Consider the following 21688-nt stretch of genomic DNA (forward strand, 5'->3'; position numbering starts at 1 on the left):
CTATGGGCTTTATAGACGAACTTAAAACAGAATACAGGATAGGTGGTATTGTGCAGCGCCTTATTTTTTGGAATGTAGGGCTGTTTCTTATACCGGTAATTTTATTTAGCATTTTGCAGCTTTCAGGGGTACAATTACCTTCATTTGACTGGCGTATTATTGGCGGGGATGACTTTTTTAGTATATCATCTAAACCGGCCGACCTGATATGGAAACCCTGGTCACTTTTTACTTATGCTTTTTTACACAGTGGGCCATTACATCTTTTCTTTAATATGATGATGTTGGTTTTTGCGGGGAGGCTGTTCTTAACTTTTTTTACACAAAAACAGTTCTTTGGGCTTTACATACTTTCAGCCATATTTGCGGGGTTGTTGTTTATACTAAGCTACAATGTGTTGCCCGGACTTCAGCGCGATATGAGCAAAATGGTTGGAGCTTCAGCTGCTATAATGGCTATATTGTTTAGTACGGCTGTTTATGCTCCGCAGTATTCTGTTAGGCTTATGCTTATTGGTAGTGTAAAACTATGGCACATAGCAGCGGTGTTCCTGGCACTGGATCTTATCTATATTTCTGCTGAAAACACGGGTGGACACATTGCCCACCTGGGTGGTGCTTTGTTTGGTTACCTGTATATTGTACTGCTTAAACAGGGAACCGACCTTAGCAAAGGGGTATCGGCAGTGATTGATTTTTTTGTAAACCTTTTTAAGCCCAGAAAATCAACACCGTTTAAGAAAGTACATAAAAACCCGCAGCCACAGCAACGTGCTTCTACTGTCAAGCCTAAAGACATGACACAAAAGCAAATTGATGAAATTCTTGATAAAATAAGCAAGTCGGGCTATGACAGCCTCACCAAAGAGGAGAAGGATTTTTTATTTAAAGTTGGCAAATAATTAAGTAGATTTGAGCGTTATTGTCAGCAAATGAAAAAGCTTTCGTGGTTTAATAGGGTAGTTTTATGGATTAATATAGTGCTTACTGTATTAACCGTAATTTCGTATATCCTGCCGTTTATGGCCCCGAAGGTATTCCCTATACTATCGGTATTTACGCTGGTTATGCCGCTTATGCTGGTGTTTAATGCTATCTTTTTTGTGTACTGGCTGCTACAGTTCAAAAGGCAAATGCTGCTTTCCGGCCTTGTACTTTTGCTGGGTATTACGTTTGTGAGTAAGCTGTACCGTTTTTCATCTAAAGACAGGGAACCCGTTAGCGGTGATTTTACACTGATGAGCTATAACGTGCGCCTGTTTAACCTGTATAACTGGCTGCCCGATACAGATATTGCCAAAAAAATACCCGCCTTTGTAAAAGAGCAAAACCCCGATGTTTTGTGCCTGCAGGAGTATAACAAGGTAGGGAATAACTCTTTCTCGCAATACAAGCACAGCTTTATTTATACACCCGATAAACAATCAGGCCAGGCTATATATTCCCGTTTCCCCATAATAGGCACGGGTGATATACAGTTTCCCGGCTCTGCCAATAACGTGGTATATGCCGATATTAAAAAGGGTAAAGACACCATAAGGGTGTACAGCATGCACCTGCAATCTATAAAAATCAGCCCTGATATTCATGAAAATATTGATGAGCAAAAGAGCAAGGTTATTTTTTACCGTATAAGTGAGGCCTTTAAGCGCCAGCAGCTACAGGCCGAAATTGTGCAGCAGCATAAAAACGAATGCCATCACCCCATGATTATTTGCGGCGACCTTAATAACAGTGCCTTTAGCTATGTGTACCGCAGTGTTAAGGGCAATATGAACGATGCTTTTGAAGAAGCCGGAGGAGGCTTTGGGCGTTCGTACAACTACAAATATTATCCGGCGCGGATAGACTATATTTTTACCGATGAAAATATAGAGGTAAAAAAATACGAAACCTTCTCAAAGTTTATAAACTCTGACCATTTCCCAATCATGACCCGCCTTGGGTTTACAAAAGAGGAAGATTAAAGCGTTTGTTGCTTTAGGTAATCAAGTGCGTAACGGCCTTCGTTAAAAAGCAGGTCGAGTATGCTCAGGTTGTTTATAAAGCCGTGTTTTTCTTCAAAAACCTGGGTATAAGGCTCAAACTGTGCCGTGTCTTTCTTACCATTGGCTAAAATGCGGTAGTCGGTAAGGTTATCCACGTCATGAAAATACTCGGTAGTCTTGCCGTAACTGAAATCCATTTTTAAACAGTTAGCCAAAATTTCCATTATCTGGAAATTAAGGTCCATCATGTAAGTATGTTTTTTCTCAAATACAGGCCTTATATCGTCTTCAAAATACTCAAAGAAGGGCGAAGTACGGTAAGCGGCTTCAAGCGACTTAAAATGCTGTTTCTGCCAGTCAAACGCCTGCTCTATCTTAGTATCTTTAAACTTTTGGTGCCCGGCAACGGGATTATGCTTTAGCGGAATGTTAAGCAGCTGTATGCCGTTAGGGCTGTAAATGTACATCCTGTTGCGGTTGGTTTGCTTCTGGAAGTTGTCTTCTACTTCAAATGTAACCGTATCGGCCTGTGCCATGGCTACATAGTGGCTTATTGACGGAAAATAGGTGGGGTGTATGAGTATGTTCATTAAAGTTTATTTGTTGATGTGGTAATTTGTTTATTTGATCTGGCTGATCTGGTATCTCTTTAAAGCATTCAGTTTATTTGTTATACTTTCTAAATAATATCTGGCTTCAGAATATTGAACATCAGAAATAAATCCTAATTCAAAAGAGATGATCAACTGGTTTATTACTTCTACAGCCGAACTAAATGCAAGAGTACTAAAATGAGCTTTATCTCTATAAGAACTCCTTGCAGAGCCTTCAGCCAAATTAGAACAAATTGATATTGAAGCCCGCCTTAATTGTGAAATTAGCCCAAACTTTTCAGAATCAGGAAAGCCTGAAGTTAAGGTGTAAATTCTTTTTGCAAATTCCTTTACTTCTACCCAAACTTCAAGCTTTTCAAATGAATATATGTACATCAGCTACAATTCAAATAACCGAATTACCAAATAACCAAATTAACTGTTTTCAGCGGTCTTTTTCTTTTTCTTCCTGAAGAAATCAAAAGCAAACCAGGCTACAACGGCAATAACAAAATACTTAAAGTAAGATACCGGTTTGCCTGTACCGTTTACGGTAGTAAACATCCTGTCCCAACGGAATTTTTTGTTTATCTGTCCCCACGGCACATTCTGGTCAAGGCTCATCCATACAAATACCGGCTTGCCCACAATGTGGTCTTCGGGCACAAAGCCCCAGTAGCGGCTGTCTTCAGAGTTGTGGCGGTTATCACCCATCATCCAGTAGTAGTCCTGTGCAAAGGTGTAGCTGTTTGTGGTTTTGCCGTTTATCTTAATTTCGCGGCCGTTAACCTCAAGCTTGTTTTTTTCATACTCCTCAATAACCATTTTGTACAATGGCAGGTTTTCGGTAGTTAGCTGTATGGTCTTGCCTTTTTCAGGCACATAAATGTCGCCCATGTTGTCAACCGTCCATGTAGGCTGGGTGTGAGGGAAAATCCTTAAACCTTCTCCTTCTTTAGATACGTCGCGCACAACCGAGTCAATACCCGCAGTTTTCTTTAGTTCGGCGGCTATGGCAAGCGTCATGTTGGCCTTAATAACACCATTGTATAGCTGGCCTTGGGCAGCCGGGATTTTGTATTGCTCTAAAACCTGCTGCGGTATACCGTCAGGGCCTGTAGTAATATCATATTCGCCGGTAGTGTTGTCTCTGTAGCCGCCTTTGGCATAGCTTTGTATGGCTACCAGTTGCTCTTGTGTAAGGTTTGCCGGGAAGTGGTAAGACCTGTACGACTCATTTATACCATATTGGTTAAAGGCAGCACCCACACCTTGTTTGGTGTATACTTTGTGCATGTACTGCACCTGCGCCCTGTCGCTCAGCTTAAGTTCCTGCCCGTTTATAAATACAATACCATCCCTAAGTGAGAACGTATCGCCGGGTGTACCCACACAGCGCTTAACGTAGTTTGATTTTTTATCAATAGGCTTGCGTAGCCCCACGGTATTCCTGTCCCTGAAACGTGTAACGGTATCAATAGGCCAGTTAAATACCACTATGTCGTTCTTTTCAATCCTTTCAAGGCCGGGGAACCTGAAGTAAGGTAGTTGTGGCCAGTCTGAATATGATTTTTTGTTGATTAACGGAATGGTATCGTGTACCATAGGTGCCGCTATGGTAGTCATAGGCGTACGGGCACCGTAGTGAAACTTGCTCACAAACAGGAAGTCGCCTACAAGTAGTGTTTTTTCAAGCGATGGGGTAGGTATCTGGAACGGCTGCATTACATAGGTATGCACAATAGTAGCTACCACAATGGCAAAAAGCAGCGAGCTTAGCGTACTTTCCTTATTCTCCAAATCGCCGTTGTAAGTGGCTTTGTCATCATAATTTACTACAAATATGTAAAGACCCAGCGTTACTACACCAAGTATATAATCAGTAGCCGATGTTTTACCAAAAGCCTTAAGTATCTGTACCCATACTACAGGGAACATGATAAGGTTTACTATAGGCACAAACAGTAAAATTGTCCACCAGGGAGAGCGGCGTATGATGCGCATAAGCACAACAGCGTTATATACCGGTATAAGGGCTTCCCAGCGCTTGCGGCCGGCTTTTTCATACAGCCTCCAGGTTCCGGCAAAGTGTATTACCTGTACCGCCAGGAAAAATAAAAACCATTGTAATAAATCCATGTCTGTTTTTTTTAGTATATGTAGTAATATAAGCTATCTTGTTACAGGCCAAGTACATCTTTCATGCTGTACACCCCCTGTTTACCGGCCAGCCATTCGGCAGCTACAACGGCGCCAAGGGCAAAACCTTCGCGGCTGTGGGCGGTATGGGTAATGTCTATACGGTCTATAGCGCTGTCATAGGTTATGGTGTGTGTGCCCGGAACGCCTTCTATCCGTTTAACATCTATAAAAATATCATCTTTTTTAGGACTTTCAATAGCCCAGCCGGCATAGTCAGAATGGTTAATAATGTCTTTGGCTAATGATATGGCTGTGCCGCTTGGGGCATCAAGTTTTTGGGTGTGGTGAATTTCTTCCATGGTAACCTTGTAGTCTTTAAGGTTTTCCATCATTTTGGCAAGGTAGCTGTTCAGCTCAAAGAAAATGTTTACACCAAGGCTAAAGTTGCTGCCATAAATAAAGGCGCCTCCTTTTTCTTCGCACAGCTGTACCATTTCGTGATAGTGTTCAAGCCAGCCGGTAGTACCACTAACCACGGGGATATTGCCGTTAAGGCAGGTAGAAATATTACCCACAGCGGCATCAGGAATGCTAAAATCAATGGCTGCATCGGCATTTTCAAGGCCGGCATAATCACTGCCTGATGATTTTTTTAGTACTATTTCGTGGCCGCGTTCAAGGGCAATACGTTCTATTACCTTGCCCATTTTGCCATATCCTAATAATGCTATCTTCATAATATTAAAAACGGTAGCTCATGCCGAGTACCGGTGCATAGTTATAATTTATATCGCTTGGAACAATCCCCGGGCTAAACGAGAGGTTTTCGTTTACGTTAAACTGCTTTAGGTGGGCATCTACATTGGCATCAATAATATTCAGTACATAAACACCTGCAATACACAGTGCCGATAAATCGCGGTTGCGCTGGTAAAAACGCTGCCCGCGCAGCAGCCTGTCGTTATCTATACCGGCAAGCACGCCTTCAACCTGCCTGCCGGCAAGCCTGTCTTTATAGGCATCGCGATAGCGGTGGTACTCCTTATTGTTGAAAGCATAATAGTAAATACTGAGGCCCATACCGCCAAAAACAAGCGGCACTTTCCAGTATTTTTTATTATATACCTGCCCAAGCCCCGGTATTACAGCCGAGTAAAAAGCAGCCTTGCTGGGCGAAAGCGGGTCTAATACATACGGTTTTATATTAGTGGAGTCCACCTTTATTACTTCCACCTTTATACTGTCATTCTGGGCATTAACCCTGTTTGAAAGTATAAGCAGTAATAATGTAAGTATGGATAAAAAGCCTTTCACTAACCCTGTATCAGTTTTATAATCCTGTTAAAATCCTCTTCAGAGCTGAAAGGGATGGTAATTTTTCCTTTTCCTTTACGATCTACCTTTACATCAACTTTTGCGCCAAAGAAACTGGTAAATGCCTTTTTCTCTTCATCGGCAATGTTAAAGCTTGTTGGCTTAGCCTCAATAGCTTTAGCAGCTTCGGTAGGGTTAAGCCCTTCGTGGTAGTTTTTTACCAAAGCCTCTGTTTCGCGTACCGATAGGTTACTGCTTACAATTTTCTGGTAAATATCGGCCTGTGCTTCCTGGTCTTCAATGTTTATTATGGCGCGGCCGTGGCCCATAGATATAAAGCCATCGCGTATACCGGTCTGTATAACCGGGTCAAGCTTAAGCAGGCGCAGGTAATTGGCTATGGTAGAGCGTTTTTTGCCCACACGGTCGCTCATTTGCTCCTGCGTTAGCTGTATTTCGTCTATAAGCCTTTGGTAAGAAAGGGCTATTTCAATAGGGTCAAGGTCATGGCGCTGTATGTTTTCTACAAGTGCCATAACCAGCGAATCGTTATCGTTAGCTATACGGATGTATGCCGGTACGTGGGTAAGGCCTGCAAGTTTAGAGGCACGCAGCCTGCGCTCGCCCGATATAAGCTGGTACTTGTTATACTCCATTTTACGAACCGTAATAGGCTGTATAACACCCAGTTCTTTAATAGAGGTGCTTAGTTCCTGCAGTGTTTCTTCGTTAAAGTTGCTGCGGGGCTGAAACGGGTTTATTTCAATCGACTCAATTTCAAGCTCTATAATATTGCCTACAACCTTATCTGCATTCTTATCCTCAACTGATTTAATATCATTTTCAGGATCTTTTAGTAATGCTGATAATCCCCTTCCAAGGGCTTGCTTTTTTATTGCTTTTGTCATAAACCTACTTTACTGTTTTTCTTTATAATTTCTTCTGCAAGGTGCAGGTAATTGCTGGCCCCTTTGCTGGTAGCATCATAGTTTATAATGCTTTCGCCAAAGCTTGGCGCCTCGCTTAGCTTTATATTACGCTGAATAATAGTATCAAACACCATATCGTTAAAGTGTTTCTGTACCTCTTCAACTACCTGGTTGCTAAGTCTTAGGCGGGCATCATACATAGTAAGCAGGAGGCCTTCTATATCTAACGCCGGGTTGTGTATTTTTTGTACGCTCTTTATGGTATTTAGCAGTTTGCCAAGGCCTTCCAGTGCAAAATACTCGCATTGAATGGGTATAACCACGCTGTCTGCGGCTGTAAGGGCATTAAGTGTAAGCAGGCCTAAAGAGGGCGCACAGTCTATCAGGATATAGTCATACTTGTCTTTAACGCTTTCAAGCGCTGTTTTAAGCATGTATTCCCTGTTTTCTTTATCTACAAGTTCAATTTCAATAGCCACAAGGTCTATGTGTGCCGGTATAACCCAAACGTTAGGGGCGGTACACTCTACGGTAGCCTCATCAGGGGTGTTGCTGTGTTCCAGTATCTGGTAGGTTCCTATCTCTACAGCTTCTACATCTATACCCAGTCCGCTGCTTGCATTAGCCTGTGGGTCAGCATCTATAAGCAAAACTTTCTTTTCGAGTACGCCCAGGGCGGCAGCAAGGTTTACTGTTGTTGTGGTTTTGCCCACACCGCCTTTTTGATTGGCAATAGCTATTATTTTACCCATTTTGGAGTTCGTTTTTTGGAACCGTAAAAATACAATTATTTATGGTTTGTGAAAGCCTAAATTGTTAACACCCCAAAATAAAAAAGCCACGCACAGGGCGTGGCTTTAAAGCTATTTTTAGTTGGAATTACTGTAGGATAAGCTTTTGGGTAGTGCTGGCGTTACCAGACTGTACTTTAACTATATACATGCCAGATGAAAGGCCGTTAAGGTCAAGGTTTTGAGAAGTTCCGTTAGCTTTAGCTTCAAAAACTTTAGCACCTGCAAGGTTAAATATGCTTACAAGTTCAGCATTGTCGTTATTATAAGCAACAGTAACGTTTTTGCCTGTAGCAGGGTTAGGGTAGATGCTAAATGCAGATTTGTTGAAATCTACTGAAGATGATGTAGTTGTCCAGGTTACATTGTCTATAAATGCAGCATGGTGATCGCCTGTGCCTGTAAATTTGAAAGCAATGTATTTTTGGCCATCTACAGCAGGGAATGTAATGTTTTCATAAGTATCACCTGCGCCAGCGTTGAATGTAAGTGCAATAGGCTCACCTACTTCTTCAAAGTTTTCGAAGTCGTTAAGGGCAGAAAGCGTACCAAGCTGAAGTGATACCTCAGATGTAGGGGTTACCGTACCTGCATCAAATTTAAGGGCATATGTAGTGTTGATTGCTGTAAGCTCAGGAGTTACAAGGAAACCAGAGTTGCCTGCTACACCAGCTGTATAGAATGTTACATAGTTATCGCCATCAGCGCCAGACATATAGATAAGGCCGCCGCCAACGCTTGAAGTCCAGCAGTTTTGGGCTACAAGGGCAGATGGGGGAGATGCAACTGTAAAGTCGTTAAAGTTTTCGTCAAGGGTTGCAACTGCTTCACACTCAGGCTCTGTAGTTTCAACTTCGCTCCATACTACATCATCAATAGCAAGTGCATTGTGGGCAGTATCAGAAGATAGCCTGAAAGCAATGTGGCTTCCTGCTGGTGCTGAAGGGATTACAATGTTGTTGAATGTTTCAACTTCATCAGTTGTATCTCCTACTGCAGAAGTTAGTGTAAAAGAAGCGCCTTCAAGGGCTACAAAAGTAGTAGCGTCAGTAAGGCTGGTCATTGTACCTACCTGTATAGTAACTGTACCTGCAGGTATAGAGCCGTTTTGGCCTGTTTTCCATGCGCTGAATGAAAGCTCGTGCTCTCCGTTAAATGTAGAAATCTCAGGGCCAATAAGATATGAAAACGCACCGACAGCACCAGCTGAATAGTAGTTAATGTATATGTTAGCCGGTTCGGTTGTTGCGTCAGCATATACCATACCGCCGCCGCCTGCAAATCCAAGGGCTATTTTGTTCCAGCAGTTTTCGCCGGCCCAACCTGTGCCCGCAGTAAAATCGCTAAAATCCTCATTTATTGTGGCTACAGCCGGACAGTCTTGTGCAAAAGACATAGCGCCGGTAAGTAGTGCAGCAGCCATAAGTAAATTTTTCTTCATGATTGTTTATTTAGATTTATTAAGAATTGTGGTGCAAATTTATTTAAATCAAATCTAAATAAAAAAGAAATGGCGATAAAAAATCGTGTGAAAATTACGCTTTAACACTTTCTTAACCCCGTAAAAAGGGCTAATATTTCACTTTTGGACTTTGAAATTGGATTTTTAGGCAGAACTTTTTTTGCAATTTTGAGCAGGCTGAACCTTATGCAAAAAATGATTAGGCATTTTTCGTTTTTTTGTGGGATGATTTTTGAAACCTGCACTCCTGAAATTCACGATATATCGTGAATTTTTTAAAAGGCTATATTTGTGGATTGCCCTTAAGAAAACCTGTCCCGGATTTCTGTATCCCTCAAAAAAAATTCACGATATATCGTGAATTTGATCTTAAAGTCTAAAGTCAAAAAGCCCATAGCGGGCTATCCATCTACCGGCTTTAAGGCCCTTGACTTTAGACTTTAAGACTTTTGACCTTCGACTTAAAGGGCTTACTTGTTCTTCTTTGCCTTTATCATGGCCTCCAGCTCATCCCAAAGCTCCTCGGGTATGGCCTCCAGCAGGTTAAACTGGCCGGCACCCTTTAGCCACTCGCCGCCGTCTATGGTAATAACCTCGCCGTTTACATATGCCGAGAAATCACTAACCAGGTAGGCGGCTATATTGGCCAGCTCCTGGTGGTCGCCTACGCGTTGCAGGGGTACTTTTTTGGCAAGGTCAAATTTATCCTTAAGGTCGCCCGGCAAGAGCCTGTCCCATGCGCCTTTGGTAGGGAAGGGCCCCGGGGCAATAGCATTGCTGCGTATGCCATACTTGGCCCACTCAACCGCCAGGCTGCGGGTCATGGCCAGCACGCCGGCCTTGGCTGTGGCGCTGGGCACCACATAGGCGCTGCCCGTCCAGGCATAGGTGGTAACAATGTTTAGTATAGTGCCGGGTTGTTTGGTGTCTATCCAGTGCTTGCCCAGTGCAAGGGTACAGTTTTTAGAGCCCTTTAGCACTATATCTATAATAGTATCAAAAGCATGGGCCGATAGCCTTTCGGTAGGCGATATAAAGTTGCCGGCAGCGTTGTTAACCAGCACATCGGCTTTGCCATAGTGGGTGGTAACGGTTTGCAGCATGGCTTCCACTTCATCATAATTGCGCACGTCGCACTGCACGGCCAGGCACTTGCCGCCGGTTTCGGTTTCAAGCGCTGCGGCGGTGGCCTTCAGTTTCTCGAGGTCGCGGCTGGTTATGGCTACGGCTGCCCCCAGTTCCATAAAATACTTTGTCATGGCTTTGCCCAGGCCGCTGCCGCCACCGGTTACAATAATTACCTTATCGGCCAGCGAGCCGTCTTTCAGCATCTTATCAGTATAATTCATGGTTTGGTTTTTAGGTAAATTTACAAAATTATTATGCCTGCATTGCAATAGTGTAAAAGTTATGTAATTGTAAATTTTTTAACACCCACGCAACCAATATGTCTGTTTTGTATCTTTAAGTAAAACCAACCTTATTATGAAATACTTAAAACTCTTAGTGTTGACCTGTGTCTCAATGCTGCTGGGTAGTTGCTGCTGGAGCTGCCCTGACGATGACGGCCCTGTGGCAAACAACCAGGGCAACTACCAGGCCGTTACCATGACCCGCCAACAGCTTGAAGCTTCGGTTGAAGTTACCACGCCGCAGCCCATGGTTAAGTCGGGCAAGATATACGTAAAAGATAACCTGCTGTTTGTGTCCGATGTAAACAAGGGTTTCCATATCTATGCCTATAACGATGCCGGCACACCAAACGAAATTGCTTTTTTAAAAGTACCCGGCGCTACAGATCTTGCCGTGCGCGGCACCACGCTGTACATAAACCAGGCAACCGACCTTGTTACCATGGTGTATGCCAATAATACGGTAACGGTGGTAAAGCGCAATGCCAATGTGTTTCCGCAAAAACAGGCGCCGGACTGGAGCTGGGCAAGCCTTCAGGAAAATGAAATAATAATAGACTGGATACCGCTGTAACTATGAAAAAGCTATACATAATAATGATGGCCGTTTTTATTGCGGTATCATGCTCAGACGATTCAACAAACAATGCAGGCATGCCCGGAGACGGGCAGGGCGGCTCGCTGGCTATATTTGCCCTTAAGGGAGATTACCTCTACACGGTAGACCATTCCTACCTTAATGTATTTTCGCTGCTTAACCCGCAGGGGCCAGTAAAAGTAAACCAGGTGCAGGTGGGCTTTGATATAGAAACCCTCTTTAGTGATGCCGATAACCTGTATATAGGTTCGCGCACGGGTATGTATATTTATTCGGTTACCAACCCTGAAGACCCTTTGTATGTGGGTGAGGCACACCATGTAACAGCGTGCGACCCGGTAGTGAGCAACGGAACCCACGCCTTTGTAACCCTGCACAGTAATGCCGGCTGCGGTAACACCATTAATGCCCTTATGATTTATGATATTGCCGACCCTGCCAACCCACAGCTTATAAACAGCCGCGTGCTAACCCAGCCCAAGGGTATGGGGCTCTACAGCCACTACCTTGTGGTGTGCGATGATGAGATTAAAATTTTTGATATTACCTATCCTGATTATCCGCACCTGGTGGGCAGCATAAATAAACAGTGCCACGATGTAATTATCCGCGGTAACCAAATGTTTGCCATTGCAGACCACGCCGTGTATACCTATACGCTTAATGAGGCTAACATTAGCAGTGTTACCCTAAATAGCGAGATTGTATTTTAAAAGTGTTTATATTTTTGTAGTGAAGGCCCCGTGCGCAAGTGCGGGGTTTTTTATTTGCAAAGGCTGTCTTTGTTTTTAACCTCTGTCAAAGTGCTTATTAGTTGTACAAGGCTTTTCCTGATTGTTTCGGGCTCCTGGCCTTCAAACTGGGTAGCGGCCAGCCCAAAAATAGTATCGCCGGTTATAACTTCTATAAAGTGCTGCCTTTTGGCTTCGTCCTTGCCGCTGTTGGGTACGTCAAAATACCAGTACAGCGCCTTTTTTCCGTTGGGCAGTTGCTCCATTTGCAGCTGCATATTAAAGTCGCCTTTATAGGTATCGGCCATATACTGCGATTCATAGGTAACATAGCGCACCAGCAGGTCTACCTCGTCATTATCCTCACCGGCCTTAATAAAATCTTTGGTGCTAACCAGCAGGTACTGTACAAGGCTGTTGTTTAGCATAATTACCTGTGGGTGGTCTGTAGTCTTGGGTTTGGCAGGCAGCAGCAGGCTGTAGTTAGTGGTGCCGGTGCCGGGTATGTACCAAAAGGTTTTGGTTTTGCAATCCACAATTTCCTGTGCTGAAAGGGGCAGGGCAAACAGTATTGTGGCCAGTATAAGTAAAGTTTTAATCATAAGGCGGGTTTTGCTGCTAATGTACTAAACTTAGCCTTGCAAAACGGTGTGTGGTTGTATTATATAAAATGCAGCTCTTCGGCAAATTTGCGGATATCGTTAAAGGTGCTAATCTTTTCGTCCAGCAAAGAAGGGCTTATGTGCATGGTGTTCCTTCCAAAAAAATACAGCTCATTTTCTTTGTCTTCTAAAAGCAGCGATTCTTTAAGTGCTTTTACATAGGGCGATACCAGTGCCGGTTCCGGGTTTATGGTTAAATAGGTAACAAAGGTTATGTTGTCAAAATAGTTGTTGGTGTCGGCCAGGCTTTCTACCGGTATGCTTTCGCCTATGTATACCGTTTTAAAACCCTGGTGCAGCAGTTCGTAGTTGATAAAGAGCAGGCCTATTTCGTGTATTTCGTCATCGGGCAGGTACAGTACAAAGGTCCTGTCGGTTTTGGCGGGTTCCTGTTCCTGTAGTACTTCGGTATTGCTGGCTATTTTTTGTTTTATCAGGCTGCATATAAAATGCTCGTGTGCGGAGGTTATGGTGTCGGTTTGCCACAGTGCGCCAATTTCTTCCAGCAGGGGTAAAAAACAATCGTAAAATATATCGCGAAACGATTTGTTTGTGAGCAGGGCATTATAGGTGCTAAAAAAAAGCGGCACGTCAAAATTCATCATGGCCACCTTAAAGCTGTTTATGGCATGAGAGTAAACTGTTTTTTTAGAAAGTATTTCGCGCACCATTAATGGTATTTTACTTTCTTCCATTTTTGCTATTACCGAAATTTTGTACCCAAATTTATTAAGTGTATTTATGTTGAGCAGTTTTTGCAGTGCGTGGGTGTCATACACGCGTGTATTGTTATCTCCCCGCTCAGGGGTTAATATGCTATAGCGTTTTTCCCAGATACGAATGGTATGGGCCTTGATGCCGGTAAGGTTTTCAAGGTCTTTAATATTGAATACGCTTTTGGTTTTGTTCATAATCCTGGTAGTTATATTAAACAAACGTACCAAACAAAAAATAAAATGGTGGTAGTTTTGTGTGGTTCTAAATAGTTGATTTATAATTTGTTGTTTGTTTTTTATAACATTATGCAGGCATAGTACCTTGTTTGGGAAGCCGCATGGTTACTGTATTAATTCATTGTGAAACAATGTGTTATTTTTAAACTTACAGAAAATGTATCGCAATTTTAATATCTAAAAAATGCACAAATCTTCAAATTGTAGATATTTTAACACTTTTTGGGTCATATCTATAGGATATCTATATAAAAATACTATCGATAAGGGGGTGTCATGTTACCTGTTTTTGCCCTGTTATTTATATTATTGTAAAATAAGCTAACCGTCTCATAATTAAAGTTTTTTTTGTCAAAATAATATGTACCTTTGCGGCTTCAAAAAACAGAAGATGTCAGCCATAAGAAACATTGCCATTATTGCGCACGTTGACCACGGTAAAACTACCCTGGTAGACAAAATCATGTACCACTGCCAGCTTTTCCGTGAAAACGAAAACACCGGAGACCTGATACTGGATAATAACGACCTTGAGCGCGAGCGCGGAATTACCATTACGTCTAAAAACGTATCGGTAACCTACAAAGGAACCAAAATCAACATTATTGATACCCCGGGCCACGCCGACTTTGGTGGTGAGGTAGAACGTGTACTAAACATGGCCGATGGTGTTTGCCTTCTGGTAGATGCTTTTGAAGGGCCAATGCCACAAACACGTTTCGTGCTTCAAAAAGCGATTGACCTTGGCCTTAAGCCTTGTGTGGTTATCAACAAAGTAGACAAAGAAAACTGTACACCTGAAGAGGTGCACGAAAAAGTGTTTGACCTTATGTTTGAGCTTGGCGCTGAAGAGTGGCAGCTTGACTTCCCTACAGTATATGGTTCTGCCAAGCAAAACTGGATGAGCGAGGATTATAAGGTTAAGACCGAAAATATAGAGCCGCTTCTTGATATGGTTATCAAGCACGTGCCTGCACCTAAAGTTTCTGAAGGTACACCGCAAATGCTTATTACCTCTCTTGACTTTAGCAGCTTTACCGGCCGTATAGCCATAGGCCGCCTGCAAAGGGGCACACTGCGCGAAGGCCAGAACATAAGCCTTGTTAAGCGCGATGGCAAAATAAGCAAGTCTAAAATTAAAGAGCTTCACGTTTTTGAAGGCCTTGGCCGTAAAAAAGTAGAAGAGGTTGTAGCCGGCGATATTTGTGCCGTTGTGGGGCTTGAAGGTTTTGAAATTGGCGATACCATTGCCGACTTCGAAAACCCTGAAGCACTTACTTCTATTGCAATTGATGAGCCTACAATGAGTATGCTTTTCACCATAAACGACTCTCCTTTCTTTGGTAAAGAAGGTAAATTTGTTACCTCGCGCCACATTAAAGACAGGTTGAACAAAGAGCTTGAAAAAAACCTTGCCCTTCGTGTAAACGAGACTGACAGTGCTGATAAGTTCATGGTATTTGGCCGTGGCGTACTGCACTTGTCTGTACTTATCGAAACCATGAGGCGTGAAGGCTATGAGCTGCAAATTGGCCAGCCGCAGGTAATCATCAAAGAAATTGATGGTGTTAAATGCGAGCCGGTTGAAGAATTGACAATCGACCTTCCTGAAAACCTATCGGGCCGTGCGGTTGAGTTTGTAACCATCCGTAAAGGCGAAATGCTAAGTATGGAGCCTAAAGGCGAGCGTATGATTGTTAAGTTCAACATACCATCTCGTGGTATTATTGGCCTTAGGAACCAACTGCTTACTGCTACTGCAGGTGAGGCTATTATGGCACACCGTTTCCTTGAATACCAGCCGTTTAAAGGCGAAATTCCTGGGCGTTTGAGCGGTTCTCTTATCTCTATGGAAAACGGTAAGGCTATTCCTTACTCTATTGATAAACTACAAGACCGTGGTAAATTCTTTGTAGACCCTAACGAGGATATCTATGAAGGACAGGTTATTGGCGAAAACAGCCGTGGCGATGACATGGTGGTTAACGTTACCAAAACCAAAAAACTTACCAACGTACGTTCATCAGGAGCTGATGATAAAGCAAGGATTATCCCTGCTATCAAATTCTCTCTTGAAGAAGCCCTTGAGTACATCCAGAAAGATGAGTATGTAGAGGTAACGCCTAAGAGCCTTCGCCTTCGTAAAATTTACCTTAACGAAAACGACAGGAAGCGTTTTAAGATTGCTTAATTGCGTCCACCATTCCCCTCCAGCGGAGGGGTGCCCGCAGGGCGGGGTGGTTAAAAATAAAAACAGCCGCATTTCAATTGAAGTGCGGCTGTTTTGTTTTATGCTTTTTCCAGGGCTTCAAACCATTCGGTTTCTATAATGCTGTTGCCGCCGTCTTTCAGGTAGTTAAAGGCATAATCCAGCAGGGCCTCAAAATCTTCAGGCGTACAGTTTTTAAAGTTTGCCTTTTTTGGCATCCCGTTATGGAAGTAGCTATAGTTAAGTCTGCCGTCTTCATGTATAACAATAGTGGCCGGTATGTTGCCATGGTTAAGGTAAACGGTTAGCGCATCATTATCATACTTATGTGTAAAATCAGTATGGTGGGTGCTGTAATGTGCGACAAGCGTGGCTACTTTATTGTTAAAGGCTTTATTGGTTATAAGTTCGTGTAGTGTCATGGTTATTGCGTTTGTACTGTAAAGCTAACAAAAAAAGAGCCTTTCGGCTCTTCATTATGCTTTTTGTTCTTTATTAAAATATACCAGGTAGTAGTACATTTGTTTTTCCTCGTCCCAGCCTTTTTCTACAAATTTCTCGGCGCTTTCAGGGTTAACAAAGTCCAGTTTAATTTGTATGTTGGTGTCAAGGTTTATAACATTCTTGATTTTTTTACGGGCATCGCTCACGGCCGCATTGGCAATAGGGAAACTCGTAACGTCTTCAATACTGTACTTAGGCGCTTTTTCTACCTTGTAGTTCTTAAATTCAGGTATAAGGTCAGGGTTATCAATAACCTCGTTTAGGAAAGCCGTTTCTTCAAACTCGTCGTTCTTGGCAAAGTAGTTTACCGAACGGTTCATAAACAGTACTTCCTCTTTTTTGTCTTCTGCCGGAAGTACCACGTCTTTTGCAAAATCCTGAACAAACTTCATGTACTTTTTGGTCATGAAGTTCTCATCCTGAAACGCATCTACGCTAAGGAAATGCTCCAGCCAGTAGCGGGCATCATAGCGGTTGTTGTCTATGGTAAGTATTTTGTAACCGTCGTCTTTTTTATAGTTAAAAATAAGGCAGCCTTTGTCAAGCTTGTTCAGGTTAATACCCTGTTGCAGCATCATCTCCAGGCTTGCGCCCTTTTCTTCAAACTGAAGGAAATCGGTCTTTATCTCGCTCTTAAAGATGCCAATAGCGTCTACAGGAGTGTTATCTATCGATACGTTTGTAAGATAAGCCACATACACCTCGCCGTTTTTAATGTGCGGGTGGTTAGACTGCTCATACAGGTGGCGTGTAATTTTCTTGCTTACCTCATGCGCTGTAGACGGGTTGCTGAAAACCTCTGTGGCAAGGTTGTACATATCGTGGTAATCCAAATGCACATCGTGTGCAAACTGGTAGTAGTTCTCTTCCTTATCCCTAAACGGGCGGAAAAAATATTCTTTTATAAGCGGCAGTATCTCGTCTGTAACGTTATACGGCTGTTCTGATATAAAAAGTTCTTCGTTACGGCTTTTGTTCCCTACGCGGTGTACCGAAAGGGTGTCTATCTGGGTGTTGAATAAGTTGATCATTCTTTAAAGGTGCTGAGGTACTGAGGCGCTGAGGTTCTTAGCGCTTACTCATACCCTAATTTCGTTGTTTAATTTTATTTGTAAAAGATACGAGCATAATTTCTAATTCCCTCGTATCCTGAATAAGGTTGTTAAATATTTCCTCACTTATGTAGCTTACATTATAAGCTATTTCAAGCTGCGTTTGTAATTCAAAAAGCGAGCCTGTTGCAATGTTCAGGAAGCGTATCATCTCGGCATTCGCACTCCTGCCATAACCCTCTGCAATATTGCTGGGGATAGATACACCGCAACGCCTGATTTGTGAAGTAAGCCCAAACATTTCTTCTTTTGGGAAACTGCCTGTAGCGGTATAGATTCGGGTAACCAATGCCATTGCTTTTTGCCAGATAAGCAGATTCCTGAAGTTGCTCATTTTTGAGGAGGGATTACTATTGATGAATTTGGAGTTTTTAAAGGTATGAGTGGAAACCTAAGTCCCTAAGAACCTAAGCGCCTCAGCACCTACTTTAATTCCACCTATGGTCATCACTAAAATCCTCAAAGTTGTCGTCGTTAAACATATCAAGGTCTTCGTCGTCATAATCATCGTCAAATTCGCCATACAGGTCATCTTCCTCGCCATCGGCGCCAAAAGCGTGGTCTGGTGCGTTTGCAGGCATTTCCCCGTGTGCAAAAAGCAGGTCGGGGTAGCTAACGCCGGTTTCAGGCTCCTCAATAGCGGCAAGCTCTACAAAGAACGTCCACATATTAAGAAAATCATATACGTAAATGATTTTGTTGTCTTCGCGGTTCAGTATGCTGGTTAGCGGATAATCAGCCATGGTTTTCATTTCGCCCGGGGTATCGCCGGTATCAAACAGCGGAATTTCCTCGCCCTGGGTCCATTCGTCGTCGCAGGTGTAAAAAGAGCCCGGTTCAAGCCCGTCAAACCCAAAAGCGTTAATTAGTGCATTGTGCAGGTCTTCCAGCGTGTCGTCTTCCAGGATGGCAATATCCCTGAAAATGTCTTCCTCGGCATCAAGTATAGCCCTAAATTTATAAACCATAAGTAGAGAATTTAATAACCTCAAAGGTAAACCATATTTCTTATTTGAGCCTTTTGGAATTTTAATAATTTATGCTATAAATAAAAAATCCGCAGTTGCCCGCGGATTTATATTTTTCATTATCAGTGTTATATTCAGTTCAAAAACAATGAACCATAAACTATAAACCATAAACAGTTATATCTTCACCGTCCACCCAAAAGTGTCTTCGGCAAGCTTGTACTGTATGTTAGTCAGTTTATCTTTAATTTCAAGCGATAGCGGCTTATCCTGCTTAGGCAGCTCATAGTAGGTGTCCTGGTAGCTAAAGCCCACAATAGGGTTAACCACGGCAGCAGTACCGGCGCCAAACATTTCTTTAAGCGAACCGTCTTTGGCAGCAGCAAGAAGCTCGTCTACCAAAACTGAACGCACCTCTACGTTAATGCCCTCGCGTTTGGCAAGGTCAATAATACTCTTGCGGGTAACACCGTCTAATATCCTTTCGCTGGTAGGGGCGGTGTACAGTGTATCGTTAATACGGAAAAACACATTCATAGTACCGGCTTCTTCAAGCTTGGTGTGTGTGGCATCGTCTGTCCATATAACCTGCTGGTAGCCTTGTTGGTTGGCCAGGCGGGTAGGGTAAAACTGCGCACTGTAGTTACCGGCAGCCTTTGCAGCACCAATACCGCCATTTGCAGCACGGCTAAAGTGTTCGGCAATAAGTACCTTAACCTCGCCGGTGTAGTAAGACTTGGCCGGGCTAAGTATAATCATAAAGCGGTACTGTGCACTTGGTGCGGCAATAACGCCGTGGCCTGTGGCAATCATAAACGGGCGCAGGTAAAGCGAGTTGCCCTTGCCTTTGCGCACCCATTCTTTATCAATGTTAATCAGCTGCTTAAGGCCTTCCATAAATACCTCTTCGGGCACTTCGGGCATGGCAAGGCGTGTGGCCGATTTATTAAAGCGTATAAAGTTTTCATCCGGGCGGAAAAGCCAGATGTCATCCTGCTCATCTTTATAGGCTTTCATGCCTTCAAAAATGGCCTGCCCATAGTGGAAAACCCTCGACGAAGGATCCATTTCTATTGGGGCATAAGGGCAAATAACCGGTGTGCCCCATTCGCCGTCTTTATAATCGCAATACAGCATATGGTCAGTGAAAATATTACCAAAGGCAAGGTTTTCAAAATCAACATTTGCTATTTTCGATTCGGCGGCCTTTTTTATATCAAAGGCTTGTGTTTTGTTTTCACTCATCAGGGTTGCAACGGTTTAAAAAGTTAGTTGTGTTTAGCAAATTTAACCAAAAAAAAATCGGCAGGGGGTTTTTAGCGGTAAAAAGTGCCCTTTAAAAATTTAAGATACTGAAATAAAGTATCATAAAACCCGTTGTTGCGTTGCGTTAAATAAAGTTTCTGCATAAATTTGTCACATATAATTTAATTTTCGTTACAAATGAAAAAATCAATCATACTCTGCGCAGCGCTCCTCGCCCTGGCTTCATGCAAAAAAAATGAGACCGAAGTTAAAAGTGAAGAAACCGTAATTGAAGGACCTAAAGATACGGCACATATTGACAGCGATACGGTTTCGCATACAAAGGCTGAGCCTTTAGAACCACAACCCGAGGCTCCTGCCACTGAAGAGAAAAAAGCAGAAAAAGCTGAGGTAATAAAAGCAAATGAACCGGTTAAGGTTGCCCAGGTAGATTACGCTTCTTTTGGCGATAAGATTTCTGCTGAAAAAGCCCTTACCAAGGAGCAGATGCTTAAAAGATACAACAATCTTAAATCAGGCGATACTATAAACGTAAAGTTTACTACACATATTAATGATGTGTGCAAAAAGAAAGGCTGCTGGATGAGCCTGGAGCTGCCTGATGGTAAAGAGTCTTTTGTTAAGTTTAAAGACTATGCATTCTTCGTGCCGCTTAATGCCGCAGGCCAGGATGCTGTGGTAAGCGGTAAGGCGTTTGTGAGCGAAATTAGCGTGTCGCAGCTTAGGCACTATGCCAAAGACGGTGGCAAGAGCGAAGAAGAAATTGCAAAAATTACCAAACCCGAGGTTACGTACGGCTTTCTTGCCGATGGTGTTTTGATTAGCAAATAAATGAGGAAACTGTGTATAGCTGCAATTGCGGCGCTTTTTGTGCTGGCTTCGTGTAAAAAGGAAGCACAGCAGCCTGTTGTAAAAACGGATTCGGTTGCAAAAGACAGCGTTGCTGCCTGCAAGGCAAATGCCGATAAAAAGGAGTTTGTTATGTATGAAATGAGCGAGCTGGCTTCGCTTATGGAACAAATGTATGCCGAAAACCTGCAATTGAAAGACCGTATTACAAAAGGCCGGCCGGTGGGGGAGTTCCCCAAGCATATTGTCAAGATACATTCTGCCGCCATGACCGACCCCAGTGAGAACGATGCGTTTTTTAAGGAGCAGGCAGCCAGATTTATTGCAGCACAGGAACAGATTTATAAAGACCCGGCCAATGCCCAAAAGCATTTTAACGATGGCGTTACTGCCTGTATAAAATGCCACGAGGGCAAGTGCGAAGGGCCTATACCGCGTATAAAGAAACTGTATATTAAGTAGTGAAAAGGGAAATCATAAAGACAGAAGATGGTTCTGTAACTATTTTTTTGCCCGAAATGAATGAAACCTACCATTCTAAATTCGGGGCGGTACAGGAGGCATATCATGTATTTATTAAAAATGGCCTTGAGCTTACCGGGGGTAATCCTGTATCTATATTAGAAATAGGTTTTGGCACCGGGCTCAACGCGTTTATTACCTTTCTTGAATCGCAAAAAAACAACCAACAAATTTACTATACCGGGGTAGAGGCATACCCTGTTTCCCCCAAAGAAGTGGCCTTAATGAACTATGCTGCTGTGCTCAGCCCGCAACACCAGGAGGTTTTTACGCAAATGCACGCTGCAAACTGGGGCGAAGATGTTAAACTTGCCCCCAATTTTGTGTTAAACAAGCAGCAGCTGCGCTTTGAGGATATTACATTTGCCAACAAGTACGACCTGATTTACTTTGATGCTTTTGGCTACCCGTCTCAACCTGATTTATGGAGTGAAGAAATTTTTGCCAAAATGTATACTGCACTAAGGCAAAATGGCGTTCTTGTTACATATGCATGCCGCACCGTGATTAAAAAAGCCATGCAGGCAGCCGGTTTTACAACCCAAAAACTGCCCGGCCCACCCGGTAAGCGCGAAATGCTGCGTGCGTATAAAAATTAAATATTTATTAATAAAATACGGTTATAAAAATTTAACACGCTAAAAATTGCGAATATTTTTGTGGGAAATAAAATTTTTTCCATA

General features: G+C 42.9%; 24 protein-coding genes. 8 read left to right on the forward strand and 16 right to left on the reverse strand.

Features of this window, described 5'->3' with window-relative positions; genetic code table 11:
- Window positions 1-2 precede the first annotated feature (2 nt).
- Together AM279_RS19000 and AM279_RS19005 are read left to right on the forward strand one after the other, a co-directional pair.
- Window positions 3-902, forward strand: a complete 900-nt coding sequence (locus tag AM279_RS19000; protein WP_054409624.1) for a rhomboid family protein — start codon at window positions 3-5, stop codon at window positions 900-902.
- A gap of 30 nt (window positions 903-932) precedes the next feature.
- Window positions 933-1967 carry an endonuclease/exonuclease/phosphatase family protein gene (locus tag AM279_RS19005; RefSeq protein WP_054409625.1) on the forward strand — a complete coding sequence of 345 codons (1035 nt, stop codon included), beginning with the start codon at window positions 933-935 and terminating at the stop codon, window positions 1965-1967.
- Here the strand turns inward: AM279_RS19005 and AM279_RS19010 are convergent.
- The 9 genes from AM279_RS19010 to AM279_RS19050 all read right to left on the reverse strand — a co-directional run bounded on the left by AM279_RS19010 (window position 1964) and on the right by AM279_RS19050 (window position 10568).
- The gene (locus AM279_RS19010) at window positions 1964-2578 is read right to left on the reverse strand and encodes a WbqC family protein (protein ID WP_054409626.1); all 615 of its coding nucleotides are present in this window, start codon (window positions 2576-2578) and stop codon (window positions 1964-1966) included. The two genes, AM279_RS19005 and AM279_RS19010, sit on opposite strands and share 4 nt — an antisense overlap.
- 30 nt (window positions 2579-2608) lie before the next feature.
- The gene (locus AM279_RS19015) at window positions 2609-2977 is read right to left on the reverse strand and encodes a four helix bundle protein (protein ID WP_054409627.1); all 369 of its coding nucleotides are present in this window, start codon (window positions 2975-2977) and stop codon (window positions 2609-2611) included.
- Window positions 2978-3016: 39 nt separating this feature from the next.
- Window positions 3017-4720, reverse strand: coding sequence for a signal peptidase I (lepB, locus tag AM279_RS19020; RefSeq protein WP_054409628.1), 1704 nt, complete (start codon window positions 4718-4720; stop codon window positions 3017-3019).
- A 41-nt stretch (window positions 4721-4761) separates the two neighbouring features.
- A complete protein-coding gene (gene dapB, locus AM279_RS19025; protein WP_054409629.1) occupies window positions 4762-5460 on the reverse strand; it encodes a 4-hydroxy-tetrahydrodipicolinate reductase in 699 nt (232 codons plus the stop codon).
- 4 nt (window positions 5461-5464) lie between these two features.
- The gene (locus AM279_RS19030) at window positions 5465-6037 is read right to left on the reverse strand and encodes a DUF5683 domain-containing protein (protein WP_054409630.1); all 573 of its coding nucleotides are present in this window, start codon (window positions 6035-6037) and stop codon (window positions 5465-5467) included.
- A complete protein-coding gene (locus AM279_RS19035; RefSeq protein ID WP_054409631.1) occupies window positions 6037-6945 on the reverse strand; it encodes a ParB/RepB/Spo0J family partition protein in 909 nt (302 codons plus the stop codon). The genes AM279_RS19030 and AM279_RS19035 overlap by 1 nt, the downstream gene beginning before the upstream one ends.
- On the reverse strand, window positions 6942-7718 hold the full coding sequence (locus tag AM279_RS19040; protein WP_054409632.1) for a ParA family protein: 777 nt from the start codon (window positions 7716-7718) through the stop codon (window positions 6942-6944). Before AM279_RS19040 ends, AM279_RS19035 begins: the two co-directional genes overlap by 4 nt.
- A 127-nt stretch (window positions 7719-7845) precedes the next feature.
- A complete protein-coding gene (locus tag AM279_RS19045; RefSeq protein ID WP_054409633.1) occupies window positions 7846-9198 on the reverse strand; it encodes a T9SS type A sorting domain-containing protein in 1353 nt (450 codons plus the stop codon).
- A 491-nt stretch (window positions 9199-9689) separates the two neighbouring features.
- Window positions 9690-10568: an SDR family oxidoreductase gene (locus AM279_RS19050; protein WP_054409634.1), complete on the reverse strand. Its 879-nt coding sequence runs from the start codon at window positions 10566-10568 to the stop codon at window positions 9690-9692.
- Between the two features lie 136 nt (window positions 10569-10704).
- On the opposite strand from AM279_RS19050, the gene AM279_RS19055 reads away from it, so the two are divergent.
- The gene (locus AM279_RS19055) at window positions 10705-11205 is read left to right on the forward strand and encodes a hypothetical protein (protein ID WP_074961404.1); all 501 of its coding nucleotides are present in this window, start codon (window positions 10705-10707) and stop codon (window positions 11203-11205) included.
- A 2-nt stretch (window positions 11206-11207) separates the two neighbouring features.
- A complete protein-coding gene (locus AM279_RS19060; protein ID WP_054409636.1) occupies window positions 11208-11942 on the forward strand; it encodes an LVIVD repeat-containing protein in 735 nt (244 codons plus the stop codon).
- 50 nt (window positions 11943-11992) lie between these two features.
- Here AM279_RS19060 and AM279_RS19065 read toward each other — a convergent pair whose 3' ends face one another.
- Entirely contained in the window at window positions 11993-12562 is a 570-nt protein-coding gene (locus AM279_RS19065; RefSeq protein WP_054409637.1) for a hypothetical protein, read from the reverse strand.
- A gap of 59 nt (window positions 12563-12621) precedes the next feature.
- Window positions 12622-13533, reverse strand: coding sequence for a MerR family transcriptional regulator (locus tag AM279_RS19070; RefSeq protein WP_054409638.1), 912 nt, complete (start codon window positions 13531-13533; stop codon window positions 12622-12624).
- Between the two features lie 433 nt (window positions 13534-13966).
- Between AM279_RS19070 and typA the strand changes: the two genes are divergently transcribed.
- Window positions 13967-15766 carry a translational GTPase TypA gene (gene typA, locus AM279_RS19075; protein WP_054409639.1) on the forward strand — a complete coding sequence of 600 codons (1800 nt, stop codon included), beginning with the start codon at window positions 13967-13969 and terminating at the stop codon, window positions 15764-15766.
- 98 nt (window positions 15767-15864) lie between these two features.
- Here typA and AM279_RS19080 read toward each other — a convergent pair whose 3' ends face one another.
- The 5 genes from AM279_RS19080 to AM279_RS19100 form a co-directional block, all read right to left on the reverse strand.
- Window positions 15865-16206, reverse strand: coding sequence for a hypothetical protein (locus AM279_RS19080; RefSeq protein ID WP_054409640.1), 342 nt, complete (start codon window positions 16204-16206; stop codon window positions 15865-15867).
- A 54-nt stretch (window positions 16207-16260) separates the two neighbouring features.
- Window positions 16261-17319, reverse strand: a complete 1059-nt coding sequence (locus AM279_RS19085; protein WP_054409641.1) for a nucleoid-associated protein — start codon at window positions 17317-17319, stop codon at window positions 16261-16263.
- Window positions 17320-17374: 55 nt separating this feature from the next.
- On the reverse strand, window positions 17375-17734 hold the full coding sequence (locus AM279_RS19090) for a four helix bundle protein (protein WP_054409642.1): 360 nt from the start codon (window positions 17732-17734) through the stop codon (window positions 17375-17377).
- A 94-nt stretch (window positions 17735-17828) separates the two neighbouring features.
- On the reverse strand, window positions 17829-18368 hold the full coding sequence (locus tag AM279_RS19095) for an IS1096 element passenger TnpR family protein (RefSeq protein WP_054409643.1): 540 nt from the start codon (window positions 18366-18368) through the stop codon (window positions 17829-17831).
- A gap of 177 nt (window positions 18369-18545) precedes the next feature.
- A complete protein-coding gene (locus tag AM279_RS19100) occupies window positions 18546-19613 on the reverse strand; it encodes a branched-chain amino acid aminotransferase (protein WP_054409644.1) in 1068 nt (355 codons plus the stop codon).
- Between the two features lie 198 nt (window positions 19614-19811).
- On the opposite strand from AM279_RS19100, the gene AM279_RS19105 reads away from it, so the two are divergent.
- Genes AM279_RS19105 through mnmD form a run of 3 tightly spaced genes read left to right on the forward strand, consistent with a single transcriptional unit; the run spans window position 19812 to window position 21604 of the window.
- Window positions 19812-20465 carry a DUF4920 domain-containing protein gene (locus tag AM279_RS19105; protein WP_082344264.1) on the forward strand — a complete coding sequence of 218 codons (654 nt, stop codon included), beginning with the start codon at window positions 19812-19814 and terminating at the stop codon, window positions 20463-20465.
- Window positions 20466-20945, forward strand: coding sequence for a hypothetical protein (locus AM279_RS19110; RefSeq protein WP_054409645.1), 480 nt, complete (start codon window positions 20466-20468; stop codon window positions 20943-20945).
- On the forward strand, window positions 20945-21604 hold the full coding sequence (mnmD, locus tag AM279_RS19115) for a tRNA (5-methylaminomethyl-2-thiouridine)(34)-methyltransferase MnmD (RefSeq protein WP_054409646.1): 660 nt from the start codon (window positions 20945-20947) through the stop codon (window positions 21602-21604). Before AM279_RS19110 ends, mnmD begins: the two co-directional genes overlap by 1 nt.
- Window positions 21605-21688: the final 84 nt, after the last annotated feature.

Source organism: Flavobacterium akiainvivens, from assembly GCF_001278115.1.
Lineage (GTDB): Bacteria > Bacteroidota > Bacteroidia > Flavobacteriales > Flavobacteriaceae > Flavobacterium > Flavobacterium akiainvivens.